Source organism: Celeribacter neptunius, from assembly GCF_900113955.1.
Lineage (GTDB): Bacteria > Pseudomonadota > Alphaproteobacteria > Rhodobacterales > Rhodobacteraceae > Celeribacter > Celeribacter neptunius.
This window is the reverse complement of record NZ_FORH01000010.1, coordinates 28,309-45,086: the sequence shown is the minus strand read 5'-3', so window position 1 is coordinate 45,086 and position 16,778 is coordinate 28,309. Positions and strand designations below refer to the sequence as shown.

General features: G+C 62.0%; 17 protein-coding genes and 1 pseudogene. 12 read left to right on the top strand and 6 right to left on the bottom strand.

Annotated elements, in window-relative coordinates; translation table 11 throughout:
* Window positions 1-14: 14 nt before the first annotated feature.
* Window positions 15-1,088, bottom strand: coding sequence for a hypothetical protein (locus BM151_RS19925; protein WP_143093134.1), 1,074 nt, complete (start codon window positions 1,086-1,088; stop codon window positions 15-17).
* A 236-nt stretch (window positions 1,089-1,324) separates the two neighbouring features.
* Here BM151_RS19925 and BM151_RS19920 point away from each other — a divergent pair, with 236 nt between their 5' ends.
* From BM151_RS19920 to BM151_RS19885, 8 genes are all read left to right on the top strand, one after another.
* On the top strand, window positions 1,325-2,524 hold the full coding sequence (locus BM151_RS19920; RefSeq protein ID WP_009574201.1) for a hypothetical protein: 1,200 nt from the start codon (window positions 1,325-1,327) through the stop codon (window positions 2,522-2,524).
* A gap of 124 nt (window positions 2,525-2,648) precedes the next feature.
* Entirely contained in the window at window positions 2,649-3,089 is a 441-nt protein-coding gene (locus BM151_RS19915) for a JAB domain-containing protein (RefSeq protein WP_009574200.1), read from the top strand.
* A gap of 110 nt (window positions 3,090-3,199) precedes the next feature.
* The gene (locus tag BM151_RS19910) at window positions 3,200-3,718 is read left to right on the top strand and encodes a hypothetical protein (RefSeq protein WP_009574199.1); all 519 of its coding nucleotides are present in this window, start codon (window positions 3,200-3,202) and stop codon (window positions 3,716-3,718) included.
* A gap of 97 nt (window positions 3,719-3,815) precedes the next feature.
* Complete coding sequence (locus BM151_RS19905) at window positions 3,816-4,307, top strand: DUF6878 family protein (protein WP_009574198.1); 492 nt, start codon at window positions 3,816-3,818, stop codon at window positions 4,305-4,307.
* Window positions 4,308-4,317: 10 nt separating this feature from the next.
* On the top strand, window positions 4,318-4,695 hold the full coding sequence (locus tag BM151_RS19900) for a DUF6915 family protein (protein ID WP_009574197.1): 378 nt from the start codon (window positions 4,318-4,320) through the stop codon (window positions 4,693-4,695).
* A gap of 1 nt (window position 4,696) precedes the next feature.
* A complete protein-coding gene (locus BM151_RS19895; protein WP_009574196.1) occupies window positions 4,697-4,894 on the top strand; it encodes a hypothetical protein in 198 nt (65 codons plus the stop codon).
* 75 nt (window positions 4,895-4,969) lie between these two features.
* Window positions 4,970-5,389, top strand: coding sequence for a hypothetical protein (locus BM151_RS19890; protein ID WP_009574195.1), 420 nt, complete (start codon window positions 4,970-4,972; stop codon window positions 5,387-5,389).
* A complete protein-coding gene (locus tag BM151_RS19885) occupies window positions 5,382-6,026 on the top strand; it encodes a hypothetical protein (RefSeq protein WP_009574194.1) in 645 nt (214 codons plus the stop codon). The genes BM151_RS19890 and BM151_RS19885 overlap by 8 nt, the downstream gene beginning before the upstream one ends.
* Window positions 6,027-6,082: 56 nt before the next feature.
* Here BM151_RS19885 and BM151_RS19880 read toward each other — a convergent pair whose 3' ends face one another.
* Together BM151_RS19880 and BM151_RS19875 are read right to left on the bottom strand one after the other, a co-directional pair.
* On the bottom strand, window positions 6,083-6,727 hold the full coding sequence (locus tag BM151_RS19880; RefSeq protein ID WP_245781274.1) for an Abi family protein: 645 nt from the start codon (window positions 6,725-6,727) through the stop codon (window positions 6,083-6,085).
* A gap of 331 nt (window positions 6,728-7,058) precedes the next feature.
* Window positions 7,059-7,344 (bottom strand): annotated as a pseudogene (locus BM151_RS19875) (hypothetical protein).
* A gap of 176 nt (window positions 7,345-7,520) precedes the next feature.
* Between BM151_RS19875 and BM151_RS19870 the strand changes: the two are divergent.
* From BM151_RS19870 to BM151_RS19855, 4 genes are all read left to right on the top strand, one after another.
* Window positions 7,521-11,915 (top strand): bifunctional class I SAM-dependent methyltransferase/DEAD/DEAH box helicase, encoded by a 4,395-nt coding sequence (locus tag BM151_RS19870; protein ID WP_090062984.1) that lies wholly within the window; start codon window positions 7,521-7,523, stop codon window positions 11,913-11,915.
* A 3-nt stretch (window positions 11,916-11,918) separates the two neighbouring features.
* Window positions 11,919-12,950 (top strand): DUF7146 domain-containing protein, encoded by a 1,032-nt coding sequence (locus tag BM151_RS19865; protein ID WP_074646426.1) that lies wholly within the window; start codon window positions 11,919-11,921, stop codon window positions 12,948-12,950.
* Between the two features lie 362 nt (window positions 12,951-13,312).
* Entirely contained in the window at window positions 13,313-14,245 is a 933-nt protein-coding gene (locus BM151_RS19860) for a DUF2493 domain-containing protein (RefSeq protein ID WP_009574188.1), read from the top strand.
* A gap of 84 nt (window positions 14,246-14,329) precedes the next feature.
* A complete protein-coding gene (locus tag BM151_RS19855; protein WP_074646427.1) occupies window positions 14,330-14,602 on the top strand; it encodes a WGR domain-containing protein in 273 nt (90 codons plus the stop codon).
* Between the two features lie 261 nt (window positions 14,603-14,863).
* On the opposite strand, the gene BM151_RS19850 is transcribed toward BM151_RS19855, so the two are convergent.
* The 3 genes from BM151_RS19850 to BM151_RS19840 are packed head-to-tail and all read right to left on the bottom strand — an operon-like array spanning window position 14,864 to window position 16,639.
* A complete protein-coding gene (locus BM151_RS19850; protein ID WP_009574185.1) occupies window positions 14,864-15,652 on the bottom strand; it encodes an ImmA/IrrE family metallo-endopeptidase in 789 nt (262 codons plus the stop codon).
* A complete protein-coding gene (locus BM151_RS19845; protein WP_074646428.1) occupies window positions 15,649-16,062 on the bottom strand; it encodes a hypothetical protein in 414 nt (137 codons plus the stop codon). Before BM151_RS19845 ends, BM151_RS19850 begins: the two co-directional genes overlap by 4 nt.
* Window positions 16,049-16,639 carry a hypothetical protein gene (locus BM151_RS19840; RefSeq protein WP_009574182.1) on the bottom strand — a complete coding sequence of 197 codons (591 nt, stop codon included), beginning with the start codon at window positions 16,637-16,639 and terminating at the stop codon, window positions 16,049-16,051. Before BM151_RS19840 ends, BM151_RS19845 begins: the two co-directional genes overlap by 14 nt.
* Window positions 16,640-16,778 lie beyond the last annotated feature (139 nt).

Genomic DNA, 16,778 nt, shown 5'->3' with positions numbered 1-16,778 from the left:
ATGATGCAATGCAGCTATCTGCCGAGCAGTGCACGCATTAACGGGTTCGTCATGGCAATGTCGGGCATGCTTTCCGGTCGGTATGGAATATTGAATTTGATCAGGTCGTCGGACTCGCGCGACGCTTCGACACCAATGCTCTCAGCCATGTCCTCTAAGATATCGCCGATTGCCTCGAAGGCATCCAAATTCTTCCATCTCCCAAACTCGTTCCAAAGCGCCTCCTGCATTTCAATCAAGCGTTCGTAGAACGGAGAAAACCACCCAAACTCAGCCTCATCGGTGAGAGCAGGCGGATGCGTTTCTGGGGTTTCCTGCGCTGCTGCAGCACCCACAAAGTAAGATGAATACTTCAGCAGATCGCCGAGCTTCCCATATACTTCCCCTACAATCTGCCCAACATCCCCGTGGGTCCGATATGCCTTAATCAGCTCACAGCATTGGCCCCTGGTATCGCCCAACACCTTGACCAAGGTTTCGAGGTAACCCTCTACGGGATCATCTCCAATGGAGCCGGCGATGCGGCATACAGCATACTCATCCCACGTTGCCAGAATAACCTGCCAGCGCATGTTATCTAGGATATTGCTGTGTGTTTTCTGAAGAAGAAACCCGGGGAACGACTTGTCAAATGCTGCTGTCACCTCCACATGCGCGCATTCGTGTGCAATTAGGTGAAGTGATTGCCAAAAGTATTCGGTTTCCTCCCCAGGTCCTTCTAGGATGCTGAGCGCGTAGTTCGCGTTAAGTACTAGATGCGTTTTGATCACACCGTCGCGAATTACCGTGGGCGCCATTGCAACACCGATGGCGACACCTTTGGTGGCGGTGAGTGTGTAGGTTGTCTCATATCCACGATCAAGATCAGCCAGTGCTTCGTCGTAGTCGAAGGCGACCGTCACGCCATCCAGGTTAGTTAGGTCGATGGATTGACTGATGACGCTGAGAACGGAATGCAACTTGTACATCGCCTCCTTGGCGTAGTCCTCGTCTGGAAACATTCTGGCGGAAAACTGAAGGTCGCTCGGAATCGTAATGCCTTGTGGCAGTTCGTCGGTCTTGCCCTCTTCATCCTGCAACTTGCTCACCTTTCACCCCCTAAGTCTGAGATTCCCACGCACATCTAGAGATGGACACATACTGCGCTGGAACAACCGAATCTGGGTAGGAAATTCGGCGATTGCGCAATCGCAGCGAGCGCCCGCTTCGTCCCGCATTGCCGCCGCTCGTGCCTCTTTTGAAGAGTGAGAGAAAGGCTGATTGCTTTCGCGACAGGTTAAAGGCTGGGAGAGTGGCTCCCGGCGCCTGTCGCGGAGGAATGCCGATGGGCGTTGTGGAAGTTCTGGATCCGGTACAGCCGACGCGGGCTGGTGGCTGGAAGGTGGATGTGAGCCGGGGTGAGCGGAACGGGCGGGTGTCGTCCGAATGGTTCAACCGGCCCGATGACGAGCGGTATCTGTCGCTCGACGATCTCTGGGCGAGCGTGAAGGGTCGCTCCGAGCGCAGCCGCAGCCGCGTGGTGCAGACAGCGGACATCCGCGTCGAGGCCGCGCGCGACAGCGCCGAGCGATTGCATCTGGTCCTGCCGAAGGCGCATGAGCCGGTCGTGCCTACCCATTGGGCGTTTGGCCAGCTTGCCAGCATTGTCGGCGCTCCGGCCTCCTACCTGCGGCAGCTGCCCGCGCCGCTGGCGGGGATCAACCTGCAGTACGGTCTGACAAACCACCGTGCCGAGCAGGTTAAGACCTTCGAGACTGAGGATGGCCGCACGGAACTGCGCGCCGTCACCGGTCCCGACTACGGCCGCATCCACGACTTCGAGCTTGTCGAGGCGGTGCAGCGCATCGCGGGCAATGGCACGAGCGATACGCGCTGGAAGGTGCCGGGTGTGCTGGATTGGTCGACCGGGGTCTACAACCCCGATGTCGAGATCAGCCGCGACACGACCACGCTCTACGCCTCGGACCGCGACGTCTTCCTGTTCCTCGTCGACGATCGCAATCCGATCGAGGCGGGCAAGCTGGCGGACGGCTCTCCCGACCTCTACTTTCGGGGGTTTTACTGCTGGAACTCCGAGGTTGGGGCGAAGACCCTCGGTATGGCGAGCTTTTACCTTCGGGCGGTGTGCCAGAACCGCAACCTTTGGGGCGTCGAGGATTTCCAGGAGATCAAAATCCGCCACTCGAAATACGCGGCCTCGCGCTTCGCCCATGAGGCGGCCCCGGCGCTGACGCGGTTTGCCAACTCCTCGCCGCAGGGGTTCGTGAATGGGATCAGGGCGGCACGGCAGCAAGTCGTGGCGCGCAGCGACGAGGACCGCGCGGATTTCCTGCGCAAGCGCGGCTTCTCGAAGGCCGAATCCGGCAAGATCATCGAGAAGGTGCTGATGGAGGAAGGCCGACCGCCGGAAAGCATCTTCGACTTCGTGCAGGGCATCACGCGGCTCGCGCGAGACAAGACCCAGCAGGATGCCCGCCTTGATATGGAAGGGCGCGCCAAGAAGCTCCTCGACCGGGTCGGCTGACGCGAAGCCCGGCACAGCGACCGCCTGCATCCGCGGCGGTCGCGTTTTCCTCTTCCACATGCACGCCACCGGCCCCGCCCCGAGAGGGAAGGGGCGTCGAGGTGGGTAACTCAGCGAGACCCCCATGACCCCCCAGGAAGAAACCGTCATCCTCGAGGCCCGAGACATCCTCGGCCGCTATCTCAGCCGAAACCCCGTCATCGACAGCTGGCAGGCGCTTCTTGACTATTGCGCGCTGACGGTGCGCGGGCCGATCGAGCGGTTCCACGTTCTCTATCTCGACCGCAAGAACTGCATCATCGCCGATGAGCTCTTGTCGATCGGCACGGTCGACCATGTCCCGGTCTATCCGCGCGAGGTGATCAAACGGGCTCTGATGCTGAACGCCAGCGCCCTGATCCTGATCCACAACCACCCGTCGGGAGATCCAACGCCGTCGGAGGCCGATCTCAGCATGACCAAGGAGATCCAGAAGGGTTGTCGCTATCTCGGCCTCACGCTGCACGACCACATCATCGTCGGCGCCGGGACGGAACTGAGCCTGCGGGCCCTGGGCAAGCTCTGACGCGCCTTTCGTACCCGCCGCCGTCGCCCCTTCGAGGAAGAGGGCGGCGGTTCGGTCTTTGACGGTTTGAAGCGGTGAGAGAGGCTTTCCGCACCGTCGGAGATATGCCCATGTTCGACCTTCCTTGCCAAACTCAGCCGGAAACGCAGAACACAAGTTTGCCGCCGAGCCTCCTGACCGATTTTAAAGATCAAGACTTGCCGTTTGCGCTCACGACGACTTGCCATACGCCCGGGGCTCTCATGTCCGGGCAGGCACACCCCATGGTACTGGAGCGGTTTGCCACGCTGGCCGAGGCCATGCAGGGGGCAATCGTTCACGCCGAAGATATCACACCTGAAGACGCTCCGCGCATCCTGGCAATCCTCGATCGGGAGGGCCGTCTCGTTCTGGCCGGAGCTACCTGTGATGGCGGGGTCGCATGGTGCCACCCGGTCTCGGATGCCGCCGAAGCCCGCGCCGTCGTGTCCGAGGCAAGCCAGACCCGCGCGCAGGCCATGCGGGCGGCCGAATGGCATGAACATGGCCTCGCGCGACGGCTGCGGCACCACGCCGACGTTCTCGATGCCCGTCTTGTCGATCCGCTCTGGCGTGTCTTCGCGTCTCGCGCCCTGCAGATCGCGGCGTGACGCCCGAGAGTCAGAGAAGGGCTGGGGAGGATGTGAGCCTAGGAGGACGAGAGAGAGCCTCGGGGTTCAGATCCATTCCCTCATTTCGGAGTTTCCAATGTCCAAGATCGAACCCACTCTGGCCGCGCCGATGGCGCCGTCCAGGATTGATTTCGCCGCCGTGCTGGCTCGGCAGTCCGAGCGTGACGCGCGGATCGCAGCTTTGCGTCCGGCCAACAAGGAGCGCCTCTTCGATGGCCTGACTGCCGCGGGCATCACCCATGTGACCGTGAGCTTTGACGGCTATGGCGATAGCGGCCAGGTTGAAAGCATCGAAGCCTACGCTGGCGACGCCGAAGTCACTTTCCCCAAGACCCAGATCGCCTATGCCGCATTGACCTGGGACGACCCCGAAGTCGAGATGCGGGCGCTTTCGCTCGAAGATGTCGTGGAGCAACTGGCGTACGACTTGCTGTCTGACACTCACGGCGGTTGGGAAAACAACGACGGGGCCTACGGCGAATTCTGCTTCGACGCGCGCGCTCGCTCCATTCACCTCGAGTTCAACGAGCGCTTCACCTCGTCCGAACTCTACACGCACGATTTCTGAGGGGGCGGCGATGGCACATCCCTACCACCACGCCCTGTCCTCGGTGAAGAAATGGGGCGGCACGGTCGAGGATTTCCTCGCCGTGCATTCCTGGTTCGACCAGAGCAAGGAGATCACAGCCGATTTTCGGCACCGGGCGCTGCGCCACCATGCCGAGGGCATCTTCATGGCCGAGACCATCTTTGGTCAGACCCTCACGCTCTCGACTGGGCGCATCATCCCTACCCGGTGGGTCGGCGAGCAGCATGTTAAGGAGGACCTCGGCTTCATCCCGAGCTTCGCCGATTGGGTGAAGGCCATTCGGCCTGAGCCTTGGATGGGTCGAACCGAACGGATCGAGGCACAGGTCGATCCGTATCTCGCTTCGCCCGTAGTCGAGGTCATGTGACATGACCGATCCCACTTATCGACGTCTTGGCTTGCCGCCGGCCGCTTCGCGACTGGCAGTGGTTCGCGCGGCGGTCCGGGCGCTACACCCCGACACGCGCGCTGTTTGCAGTCTCCGGCTGGCGCGCAAGCGCTTCTACCGGCAGATGCTCTGCGCTCATGCCGCACGACAGGCGGCGGGCGACACGTCGACCGGCTGATCGTTCCCAACTACCCCTTCATCCCAATCGATCGCCCGGCCTCCTGGCCGGGTCTTCCCCATTAAGGAGGTCCCCATGGCGGATTACTTCACCCATTTCTCATGCCTGATCGACGTCGGCAGCCCCGACAAGGCCGCCCGCGCGCTCGCACTGTTTCAGGAACTTCGCGCTGCGGATCAGGACGCTGACGACCCAGATGTCGCTGGCTTCGATCTCGTGCACCAGGATGCCCCCGAGGGCAGCAGCCTCTGGATCCATGACGACGAACACGGCGATGTCGAAGCCGTCATCCGCTTCGTCTTGCGGCTCGCCGAAGACCTCGACCTCACCGGCCTTTGGGGGTTCCAGTATGCTCTGACCTGCTCCCGGCCGCGGCTCGACGCCTTTGGCGGCGGTGCGCATGCCATCGATCTCGGCGCTCGTAAATCCATCGGCTGGTCCAGCACGCAAGAATGGTTGGTCGCGGCGCTGAACGGGGAGGACGCCGATGCCTGAGATCATCTGCGCCACTGTCTACCAGTTCCCCGAGCTCTCGGATGCGGCCAAAGAGAAGGCCCGATGCTGGTATCGCGACCTCGGGCCCCACGACGACTGGTGGGACGCGGTCTATGAAGATTTCGAGCGGGTCTGCGAAATCCTCGGCATCAGCCTGAAGACCACGCCCGTCCGCCTGATGGGCGGCGGGACGCGCCAAAAGCCATGCATCTGGTTCTCCGGGTTCTGGAGTCAGGGCGACGGGGCCTGTTTCGAAGGATACTGGTCCCACGCCAAGGGCGCGGCCGCGCGCATTCGGGACTACGCGCCCACGGACGCGACGTTGCACGGCATCGCCGACCGGCTGCAGGCCATCCAGCGGCGAAACTTCTACCAGCTCGCCGCCGAGGCCAGCCACCGTGGTCGCTACTACCATGAATGCACCATGTCGGTGGACATCACGCGGGACAGCGCGACCTGGCAGCCGCCGACTGAGGACGTGGAACAAGTCGTGACCGAGGCGCTGCGTGATCTGGCCCGCTGGCTCTACCGCCAGCTTGAAGCCGAATACGACCACCTCACCTCGGACCAGGCCATCGAGGAGGGTATCATCGTCAACGCGTATACGTTCACGGAAGGAGGGCGGCGGTTCGGGTGAGCTGATCTCGTTCCACGCTGACAAGCGGGGGCTAGTCTGTTGTCAGTCGGCAATGCTCACGGCTTCTGCCGCACGACCGTCATGACCCGGGAATATTGTTTGATCCAGATGGCCTTATCTGGGCTCAACCATTTGATCAGTTCCATGATCTGACTATACTCAGCGGTGATATTTCGATGAAGAATTGGTTCATGATGAAAGACGCGGTTGCGAAATTCACGGACATCGTCACAGCGCTTGTATAGTTGTGCATAGGAAACAGGCCCCGGCAGGTGAGGGAAGTCTCCATGCAGATTTGCCCAGAAGACGGGTTCGTGCCTTGGCAGCAGCATTTTCACCCAGAATCCAAAATTAAGCTCTGCGGTCATTCGCCCTGAGGTAACCGCGCCCGTTGTGACGAGCTTGTCGCGTGCTGTTTTTACTATGCGCTTGCCGTGGCTCTTGATCTGCAAGAGAAAGGCAGGGTCATCCCACCATTGCGGACCATAGAGCGCGATGAGGCGAACGACGATTATGTTCCTTAGACTGACCTCGGCTGCGCTCAGTACAGGGAAGAAAGCCTCACTGAGCTGAATGTTCCAGCCATAGAGGGCGAGAGCGCGATCTGGATTGTGACCAGCAGCAACGAGGTACTTCGTGAGGCGTTCTTGAGAAATTATATTTGTTACCAAGTACTTAATGCTCCGATCGACTGTTCGCACGACTTTCACACTGCGCTTGACAGTCGTGCGAAGATACCCATATATGAGAGCAATCGAAGGCAAAGTCAGGCCTTCAAACCCTTAGAAGCCCGCGACAGCCGTTACAGGTCCTCGCGGGTTTTCGCTTTTTATACATCTACTTACGGAAATCCAAGAAGATTTGGCGAGGCAAACTCTCAGCCCAATATGGTGCGGTGGCGCTTGGTCATCCCACTATTCTGCTTCTAGTCGACCTTCACCAGGAATAGCTTTTCCAAGCTCAGAGTTATGACGTGTGAAGATACCGCAGGCCTGTGACCCCGTTCGTCGGGGGGCGAGCGCCCCGTTCCTGTCACTTGTTCCCGTCGATCCACTTCGACATGAGCCCCTTGTCGCGGAAGCATTCGTCCGGTACGGCGCGCCTTTTGATCCGGGCGAGTTTCTCAGCGAAGGCCACCTGCTTGGACGTGGGCAGCTGGTCCATGTCCGATACCGGCTTCAGCTGGGCCTGAGCCTCGATCCAAGCGCTCAAAGAGCTGAACCTCCCAGGGCAGGAGCGTCCGGTTGCGCAGGGCGAGCGACCGCGCATAGGCAATCTGCTTGGGCGTTACGGGCAGGACGTGCTTGGTGCTTTCCATGGTGAAACCCCCTTTCTGGCTTGGCTCCAAAATAGAACATAACAAGAACAACATCAAGCTAAGCGTCGGGAACACTTTGGTGCGAGAGGGAGAGAGGGGCCGGGAAAGATCAGGTCCGAGGCTGCCCGAGAGAGGGTGTCCGGGCCTGATCCTGTCCTTCATTCCGGAGTTTCCCGATGACCCATCTTGCCCCCGTTGCGCAGGCGTCCTTGCCTGCGCCTATTGTCCCGTTGGCAGCAAATCCTGCCCCTGCGATCGTTGCTGTTGCCGAAGCGCTGCAGCCCGATCTGGCGCAAGGGCATCAGATCGACGCGCTGCGCCTGCGCCGCGAGATGGAACATGCCTTTGGCGGTTCCGATGCGACCGGTGCCTGGGACTGGAAGCTCGCCTATGAGGCGGGCGAGGTGGCGCTAATCCTCTTCCTGCGAAAGTTCGGTCGGGCGCTGCTCGCGCGTGCCGGCGCGCCTGCGGCGCTCTTGCCGATCCTCGCCAAGGTGGCAGGCCTCTTGCCCACGCACACCCGGCGGTCGGAAGAGATGGAGCGCTTTCAGCAATTCTCGACGCCGCTGCCCATGGGGCTCGCGGCTGTGGCGGCAGCACAGATCACGCCCCGTGATCTTGTCCTAGAGCCGTCTGCCGGGACCGGGCTCCTGGCGATCCTCGCCGAGATCGCCGGCGGCACTCTGGCTCTGAACGAGTTGGCGGACACCCGCGCCGACCTTCTTCGCTTGCTGTTCCCGGGCCGACCAGTCACGGGGTTTGATGCCGCGCAGATCGACGATCATCTCGATGCCTGCTCAAGCCCGAGCGTCATTCTGATGAACCCGCCCTTCTCGGCCCAAGCCAATGTCGATGGTCGGTCGACCGAGGCGACGGCCCGACATCTGCGCTCGGCCCTTGCGCGCTTAGTTCCCGGCGGACGGCTCGTCGCCATCACCGGAGCCGGTTTCGCGCCGGATGCGCCTGCCTGGGCCGAGACCTTCGGCCGTCTGACCGAGACCGCCCATCTCGTCTTCACCGGCGCGGTGTCGGGCGCGGCTTTCGCCAAGCACGGCACCAGCTTCGAGACGCGGATTTCTGTCTTTGACAAATGCCGCGGCGGTGAGCCGGGCGGCATCACCGCAGACCTGCGCCAACCCACATCCTCGGACGTGGCACATCTGATGTCCCGGGTCACTGCCGAGGTTCCGCCGCGCCTCGAACTGGATCTAGCTCCTGCTGCGGGGCAGGGCCATTCTTCCCCCTTTCCGGGAAATTCTCACCTCACCACCCGCAAACCCGTCCGCCGACCGCACGCGACCTCTGCAGCCAATCCGGCGAAGCCTGAAACCCAGACTGAGGCCGAGGACCTAAACTACGCACTCCGCGACGCCGCCGAGGACGAAGACGCCGCACGGCTGTCCGATGCGATCTACGAGACCTTCCGTCTGCAGGCTATCGACATCCCAGACGCCGCATCGCACCCGACCAAGCTTGTGCAATCGGCGGCCATGGCCTCTGTCGCACCGCCGAAACCCACGTACCGCCCCAAGCTGCCCCCGGCCGTCCTGCGCGACGGCCTGCTGTCCGACGCGCAGCTCGAGACCGTCATCTACGCGGGCGAGGCGCATGGCGCGCATCTCACTGGGTCTTGGACCGTCGATGAGACCGGAGACGTGGTCTCCGCTGCACCGGACGATGCCGCTGACGCCGTCCGCTTCCGCCGCGGCTTCTTCCTCGGCGATGGCACCGGGGCGGGAAAGGGCCGTCAGTCGGCCGGGATTCTGCTCGACAACTGGGCCCGAGGAAGACGCAAGGCGCTCTGGATCTCGAAGAGCGACAAGCTTCTGGAGGATGCGCAGCGCGACTGGTCGGCGCTTGGCCAGGAGCGGCTTCTGGTGACGCCGCTGTCGCGTTTCGCACAAGGGCGCGACATCCCTCTGACCGAGGGCATTCTCTTCACCACCTATGCGACGCTGCGCTCGGAAGAACGGGGGGCCAAGAAATCCCGCGTTGAACAGATCGTCGACTGGCTCGGGACGGATTTTGACGGGGTGATCATCTTCGACGAAAGCCATGCCATGGCCAATGCCGCCGGGGGCAAAGGCGAGCGGGGCGATACCATGGCATCGCAGCAGGGCAGGGCGGGTCTGCGCCTGCAGCACAAACTTCCGAATGCCCGCGTGGTCTATGTCTCGGCCACGGGCGCGACGACGGTCCACAACCTTGCCTATGCTCAGCGTCTCGGGCTCTGGGGCGGGGAGGATTTCCCCTTTCAGACCCGGTCGGAATTCGTGGAAGCCATTGAGGCTGGCGGGGTCGCGGCGATGGAGGTTCTGGCCCGCGACCTCCGGGCGCTCGGCCTCTACACAGCGCGGTCGCTTTCCTATGACGGTGTCGAATACGAGATGCTGGAACATGCTCTTAGCTCCGAGCAGCGCGGCATTTACGATGCCTATGCCGGGGCCTTCGCCATCATTCACAACAACCTGACCGCGGCGTTGGAGGCGGCGAACATTTCTGGCGCGGCCGACGGGCCGAGCGGGTCGGGCACGCTGAACCGCCAGGCGAAATCCGCTGCGCGGTCAGCCTTCGAGTCAGCCAAGCAGCGCTTCTTCGGCCATTTGCTCACCTCGATGAAGACCCCCATGCTTATCGCATCCATCGATGCAGATATGGCTGCGGGTCACGCGGCGGTCATCCAGATCGTCTCGACGGGTGAGGCACTGATGGAACGCCGCCTGTCGGAGATTCCGACCGAGGAGTGGAACGACATCCGGGTCGACATCACGCCCAGGGAATACGTTCTGGACTACCTCGCCCATTCCTTCCCGGTGCAGCTCTACGAGCCTTTCACCGACAGCGAGGGTAACCTCTCGTCGCGCCCCGTCACGCGCGACGGCCAACCGGTGGAGTGCCGCGAAGCCGTCCGCCGTCGTGACGCGCTGATCGAGAAACTGGCTTCGCTTCCGCCGGTGCCGGGTGCACTCGACCAGATCGTCCAGCGCTTCGGCACGGATCTCGTGGCCGAAGTCACGGGGCGCTCGCGGCGCATCGTGCGGAAGGGCGAAGGGCATTCGGCACGGCTCGTGGTGGAGAACCGGGCTGGAGCCGCGAACCTCGCGGAAACCCAAGCCTTCATGGATGACGAAAAGCGTATCCTGATCTTCTCGGATGCCGGCGGCACCGGGCGCAGCTATCACGCCGATCTCGCGGCGAAGAACCAGCGCCTGCGGGTCCACTACCTCCTGGAGCCCGGCTGGAAGGCAGACGCGGCGATTCAGGGCCTCGGGCGCACCAACCGCACCAATCAGGCGCAGCCGCCGCTCTTTCGGCCGGTCGCCACCGATGTGAAGGCGGAAAAGCGGTTCCTGTCGACCATTGCGCGACGTCTCGACACGCTTGGCGCTATAACGCGCGGCCAGCGCCAGACCGGCGGGCAAGGGCTGTTCCGGCCCGAAGACAACCTCGAGTCGCCCTACGCCCGCGACGCCCTGCGCCAGCTTTACCGCCGCATCTATCGCGGCGATCTGGCCGGATGTTCGCTCGGGGCTTTCGAGGATGCGACCGGGCTCAGCCTGACCGATGAAAACGGGCTGAAGGATGACCTGCCGCCGATCACGACCTTCCTCAATCGCCTGCTGGCGCTGACGATCGACATGCAGGCCGTGCTGTTCGCGGGTTTCGAAGAACTCCTCGATCAGCGAATTGAGGGCGCCATCGCCGCCGGGGTCTATGATCTCGGGCTCGAGACACTCCGTGCCGAGAGCTTCCGGGTGACCGACGTACAGGTCATCTACACCCATCCGGGCTCCGGCGCGGAAACCCAGCTGCTGACCATCGCGGAAAAGCGCCGCAACACGCCTACCGCGCTCGCGGATGCGCTGGACTGGCTCGATGACCCGAAGGCACGCTTGCTGGTCAACAGCCGCTCGGGTCGGGCTGCAGTGCAGGTGCCCGCCACCAGCCTGATGCTCGATGATGGCACCATCGAGCCGCGCCTGCGCCTGATCCGCCCGCTTGATGCCAGCACGGTCCCGGCCAAGGTCATGGAGGACACCCACTGGCTCGAGGCCGACCGCGCGGCCTTCACTGCGGCGTGGACTGCGGAACTGGCCGAGGTGCCGGAGTTTTCGGTCTCCACACTGCACATCGTGGCAGGTCTGCTGCTGCCGATCTGGAAGCAGCTCCCCCAGGATGAAACCCGCGTCTACCGCCTGCAGACCGATGACGGTCAGCGCATCATCGGTCGACGAGTCTCGCCTGCCTGGGTCGCGACCACGCTGGCCGCCGATGCGCCCAAGCTCTCGGCCGCGCAGGTCCATGCCCTCGTTCTGGAGGGAAAGACTGTGGTGCGCTTGGCCGAAGGGATGGAGTTGCACCGCTCCCGTGTCATGGGCGTGAACCGGATCGAACTCTCGGGCTTCTCGGAGGCCGCCAAGGATCGGCTCAAGGCCGATGGCTTCTTCTCGGAGATCATCAGCTGGAAGCTTCGGCTGTTTTGCCCGACCGACGCCGATGGCATCGAGATACTGGATCGTCTGCTTGCACGTTGTCCTGTCGCAAGGCTACATGATCGCGGAGGTTGTTGACCCATGTATTCCGAGACCGAAGACCTCGTGCGCGATCTGGCTGAAAATGCCGAAGGCGTCTGTCGTGCCTACCTTCCCGCCGGACGGCGGGAAGGATCCTACTGGATCGTCGGCGATCTGCAGAACAACCCCGGCCGGTCGCTCTTCGTGCGGTTGACGGGCCCTGCGTCGGGACCAGGGGCAGCGGGCAAGTTTACGGATGGGGCCACAGGCGAGCATGGCGATCTCTTGGACATCATCCGCGCCCGGATGGGGATCACGCGCTTCCCCGACCTTCTCGCCGAGGCCCGAGCGCATCTTGGCCGTCCGCAGCCGGTCGTCCCGGATAGGCAAGAGCCGAGGAAGGCCAAGGCGCTCGGTGGCACTCCTGCGGCGGCGGCGCGTTTGTTCGCTGCCTCGAACCCGATCACAGGCACGCTTGCTGAGACCTACCTCCGTTCCCGAGGCATCACCCAATTCGGGGCGAACGGCGCCTTACGCTTCCACCCGAAGTGCTGGCATCGGGAAGAGGGGCAGACCCGGAACATCCCCAGACCGGCGATGATCGCGGCGGTTACCGATGGGGCAGGGGCCGTTCAGGGCGTGCATCGCACCTGGTTGGCCGCTGACGGGCAGGGGAAGGCGGCAGTGAAGCCAGAGCGTCGGGCTATGGGTCACCTCCTCGGCAATGCTGTCAGGCTGACCCCGCAGGATGACATCCTCGTCATCGGCGAAGGCATCGAGACCATGCTGTCCCTGTCCGAGGCAATCCCAGGTCTGCCCGTCTGGGCGGCGCTCTCGTCGGGACACCTCGGGGCGGTTCTGCTGCCGGAGGGGCTCCAGCGCCTCTACATCGCCATCGATCGCGATCCGGCCGGGCATCGCGCGGCAGAGAAGTTGAGCGCCAGAGCCTCCGAGGTCGGGGTGCACGTGCGCGTGCTGGAGCCGCGGCTCGGGGATTTCAACGATGATCTTCGGGCAAACGGCAAGGACGCGCTGCGCCAGCATCTGGCGGGTCAGATCGGGCCAGAGGATCGGCATCGCCTGCCCAGCTGAGCTGCATCGCGCAGGGGGGGCTGGGAGTACGGGGAAGGGGGCTGCATCCCAGTCGTGGCTTTGGATCGTCGTCCTCACCCCATCCCGGGCCTTCCGCATCCACCCGTCACCCGAGCGGCCTTCAAGAGATGGGCAGGCCGTCAAAGCAGTTGCCCCTGCAAGGTCGGAAGGGAAGCTATTTCCGCCGGCGGCAAAGCCGCCTTTGCATCGCGAGACAAATAGCTTCCCTGCCGACCTCCTCCACGTTGTTCCGGCCCCGGTGAAGCCGGGGTGAAGGGGCAACCGCCCCGACGGCTCGGGTCTGCCCATGAAGGCCGCGCGGGATGACGCGCGGACGAGACAGGCCCGGAGGCAAGAAACCGATGACGATCCACACCCACGACGACGCGTATGAACCCGCCCATAGCGCATCCCAGACCGCCCATGCGCTCGACGAGCTCCAGCTCTACGGCTATCGCCCCTTTGACGGGCCCGATCCGCGCCCGATGCCCGATGGGCAGCGCCTCGCCGTCGCCGTCGCCGACATCTTCGACGCCCTCGTCGCGACCCTGGAAGACACCCGTATGGAACCCGACCTCGAAGAGGTGCTCTGGGGCCAGGTCAACCTCTTCCACCGCGCCACGGCCCGGATCGAGCGGACGCTCGATGAGAACGAGCAGGCGCAGCGCCGCCTCCAGCGCGAGCAGGACGGCTCCGAAGTGAAGTCCGTCGAACTCGAGCGCCTGACGGCCGAAGGCCTGACTCTCGTTGAACGGCGCAACTGCATGGACATGATGCGCGATCACGCCGCCACCGAGTTCGTCCATCACACGGGATCGACCTGGCGCCCCCGCACCGGATCAATCGTGAACCGCCAGCACATGACCGCCGCTCTGATCGACAGCCGCGATTTCCTGGCCGCCAAGCGCCGCGCCGAGACCGAAGTGATGCTGCCCGCTGGTCCCAAGGTCGCCCTCACCGGCGGGACCGATTTCAACGATCACCGCCTGATCTGGGGCAAGCTCGACCAGGTCCGGACCAAGTATCCCGACATGGTCCTCCTGCACGGTGGCAGCCCCAAAGGCGCAGAGCTCATCGCCGCCAAATGGGCCGAGGCTCGCAGCGTGACGCAGGTGGCCTTCAAGCCCGACTGGACCAAGCACGCCAAGGCAGCGCCCTTCAAGCGCAACGACGCGATGCTGGATGTGCTCCCGGTCGGGGTCCTCGTCTTCCCCGGAACCGGTATCCAGGAAAACCTCGCCGACAAGGCCAAGAAGCTCGGCATCCCGGTCATGAAGTTCGAGAAGGGGGCGTGAGCCCTCTCTTTCTTTTCGGGACAGAACAATGTGGAAACGTCGAAGAGCGCTTGATATTGTGGTCTGGAGAGAGGCGCCAACAACATGTTCGACACGTCGCAGCAAATGGAAGTGTTCCCGACAACGGTCGATCTCAAGCGGATCGACCCGTCTCTCAACATGCGGCGCTTCTATCGAATGAGCGTTCAGCCGGACCTGTTTGGCGGCGCATGCCTTGTGCGGGAATGGGGCCGTATCGGGCTTCGAGGGCAGATGCTAATCGAACAGCATGATGACGAGGGCAGGGCGGTCAACGCTCTGATGAAGCTGTCGGCGACGAAGAAGCGGCGGGGCTACAAATTATTGGGCGAAATTTGAAGAAGCGGCCCGATGCAGCCACTGACTTTGAACTCAAACGCTGCACGGTCATTTCCCAAGAGATGTATTGCTTTGAAGCGATACGCGAAAGGCTGTGAACGTGAAGCGCAAGCCGACCAAGCACGTGATCTAGAGCAGGAGCGGCAGGTGTACGAACGCATGCTTGGGAGACAGTCTGAGGCATCTCGTCAATACAGCGTGGGTAAATTTAAGTCAGCTTGAGCACTTGCTGGGTGAAGAAGCTATTGAAGTTGTGAATTTTTATCGCGCCATCATGTATTCGCTCTTCAGGACCAGCAAGGTCATGACCTCGTCGTCACCCACACGGAACGACTGCTCAGCAAGCTCATACCGATCGGCGCCCTCTGTATCGAACCAGGTGTCCGCGTCCATAAGAGACAGCGAGATGTCGTCCCGGGCTCCCTTGTGCAGGATATCGTGAGCGTTGCTCTGCGGGTCAAGTGTTCGACGCAGGAACCATCGCTCCCCGACGCTCTTCGATCTCTTGAACCAGTTGAGGCCGCCGCGGCTGTAAGAGGCCAGGAGGCTCGGCTCGAAATCCAGATCCACCAAGCGATACGCCATGGCCGTCTTGCTGACAGAAAAGGCGTCCGAAAGAAGACGGACGGTGCGCATATCGAATTTCTTGAAGTCATTCAGAGCGCTCTTGAGCATGAACTCCGGCATCAACAGCTCTGAGGCGAACCGGTTGGCGCCCTTCTCTCGGGACATTCCTCGTTCCCGCCCCTTGCTACCCCCGATATCCTCTTTTGCACAAAACAGATGTTCTCCCCTGTGCCATTCCCAGTGCCCCAGTTCGTGTGCGAGGGAGAACCTCTGGCGCCGTAGATTTCCATGCGCGTCATTCACGGCGATTATCGCGCGGCCGACGTCAGCTCGACCATGGATGCAAGCCTCACATCCGTCCATTTCCCGGTAGTCAACCTTGGCACCTTGAAGCCAGGCAATGGCTTCAAGGTTGATGTCTTCCGGTCGCTTCAGGCGCAAAGCCTGGAGGATCTCCTCAGCACGACGCGGAGAATGAGTCATTCTTCATCGCCGTTTTTGTCAGGCCAAGCGTCATCGTCGAACAGGTCTTCCAAGTCCTTCTCGATCCCTTTTCTGTCTCTCTCCGACAGCTTCTTTCCATGACGAGCGGCCACCGTATCGGGCATGAAGTTGCCAGGCCTGTTCGCAGGCCTGCGTTGAGCCATGGAGACGACATTTTGGTCGCGCGTTGCACGATCTTGCTCAGCTGCGGCCTTGGCTTCCTTCATTGCCATTTCGGCGACCTCGTCTTTCGCGGTCTCCAGCCAAGCTCTCATGCGATCACCGAAAGCAGCAATGTCCTCCCCGGCCTCTTCAGCCTCTTTTCGAATATCCTCGTCTGAAGCGTTCGTGATAGCTTCGTCGATTTCCTCCGCCAGGCGATCTTGAAAGGTTTTCTTATCCTTCGCCATTGAGCATCTCTTTCATTTCCGGGTGTGCGTTGCGTGTCCTTTTGACCCGCTGCACCACCGTGTTGTATTCCCTTTCATTCCAGTCGAGGCCCGTCATGATCTCGGACTTCGATTGCCCTTCCTCCAGAGCCAGGAGGTATAGCTGTGAATCGTCATCACCCTCGAAGAGCGCCATGAAGCGGGCCATAAATTCTTTCTCGAAGAGCTGCCCTTCTTGGTTGCACGACGAGGCAATGTCCTTCGCGGCCTCCATGTCTTTGTCGGCGTTCTTGCGAAACCCGATCTTAGGCCGCTCCGATGCAATGCTCCGCATCACGCCGGAGAGAAAGTCCATAAGTGCAACACCTTTGGGCCATTGGCGTGTCCCGGTGATCTCACTTTTCATCACCCTCATGACGGCCTCTTGAAGGACCTCCTCCTCGTCGCCGACTCGGTTGTTCCGAATGCACCAGTTACGCGCCTTCTGAAGGAGCTTTCTGAGTGCGACATCATCGCGGAAGAGAAGGTCCAGTTCGTCAGTGAATTCCTTGAGGGTATTGAACTCTTGGGGTGTGTCTTTCGCCATGCCAATCGCCATCTTCGCTGCTCTTAATATACATATGCGCACGCAGCGACCTATCGCAGTCAAGAAAATTCAAAAAAATATTAAGGCTACGAACGCGAACACTCTTGTGCCGCGCATACACCATTGATGGCGCCTGCTGCGGGCGTCGAGC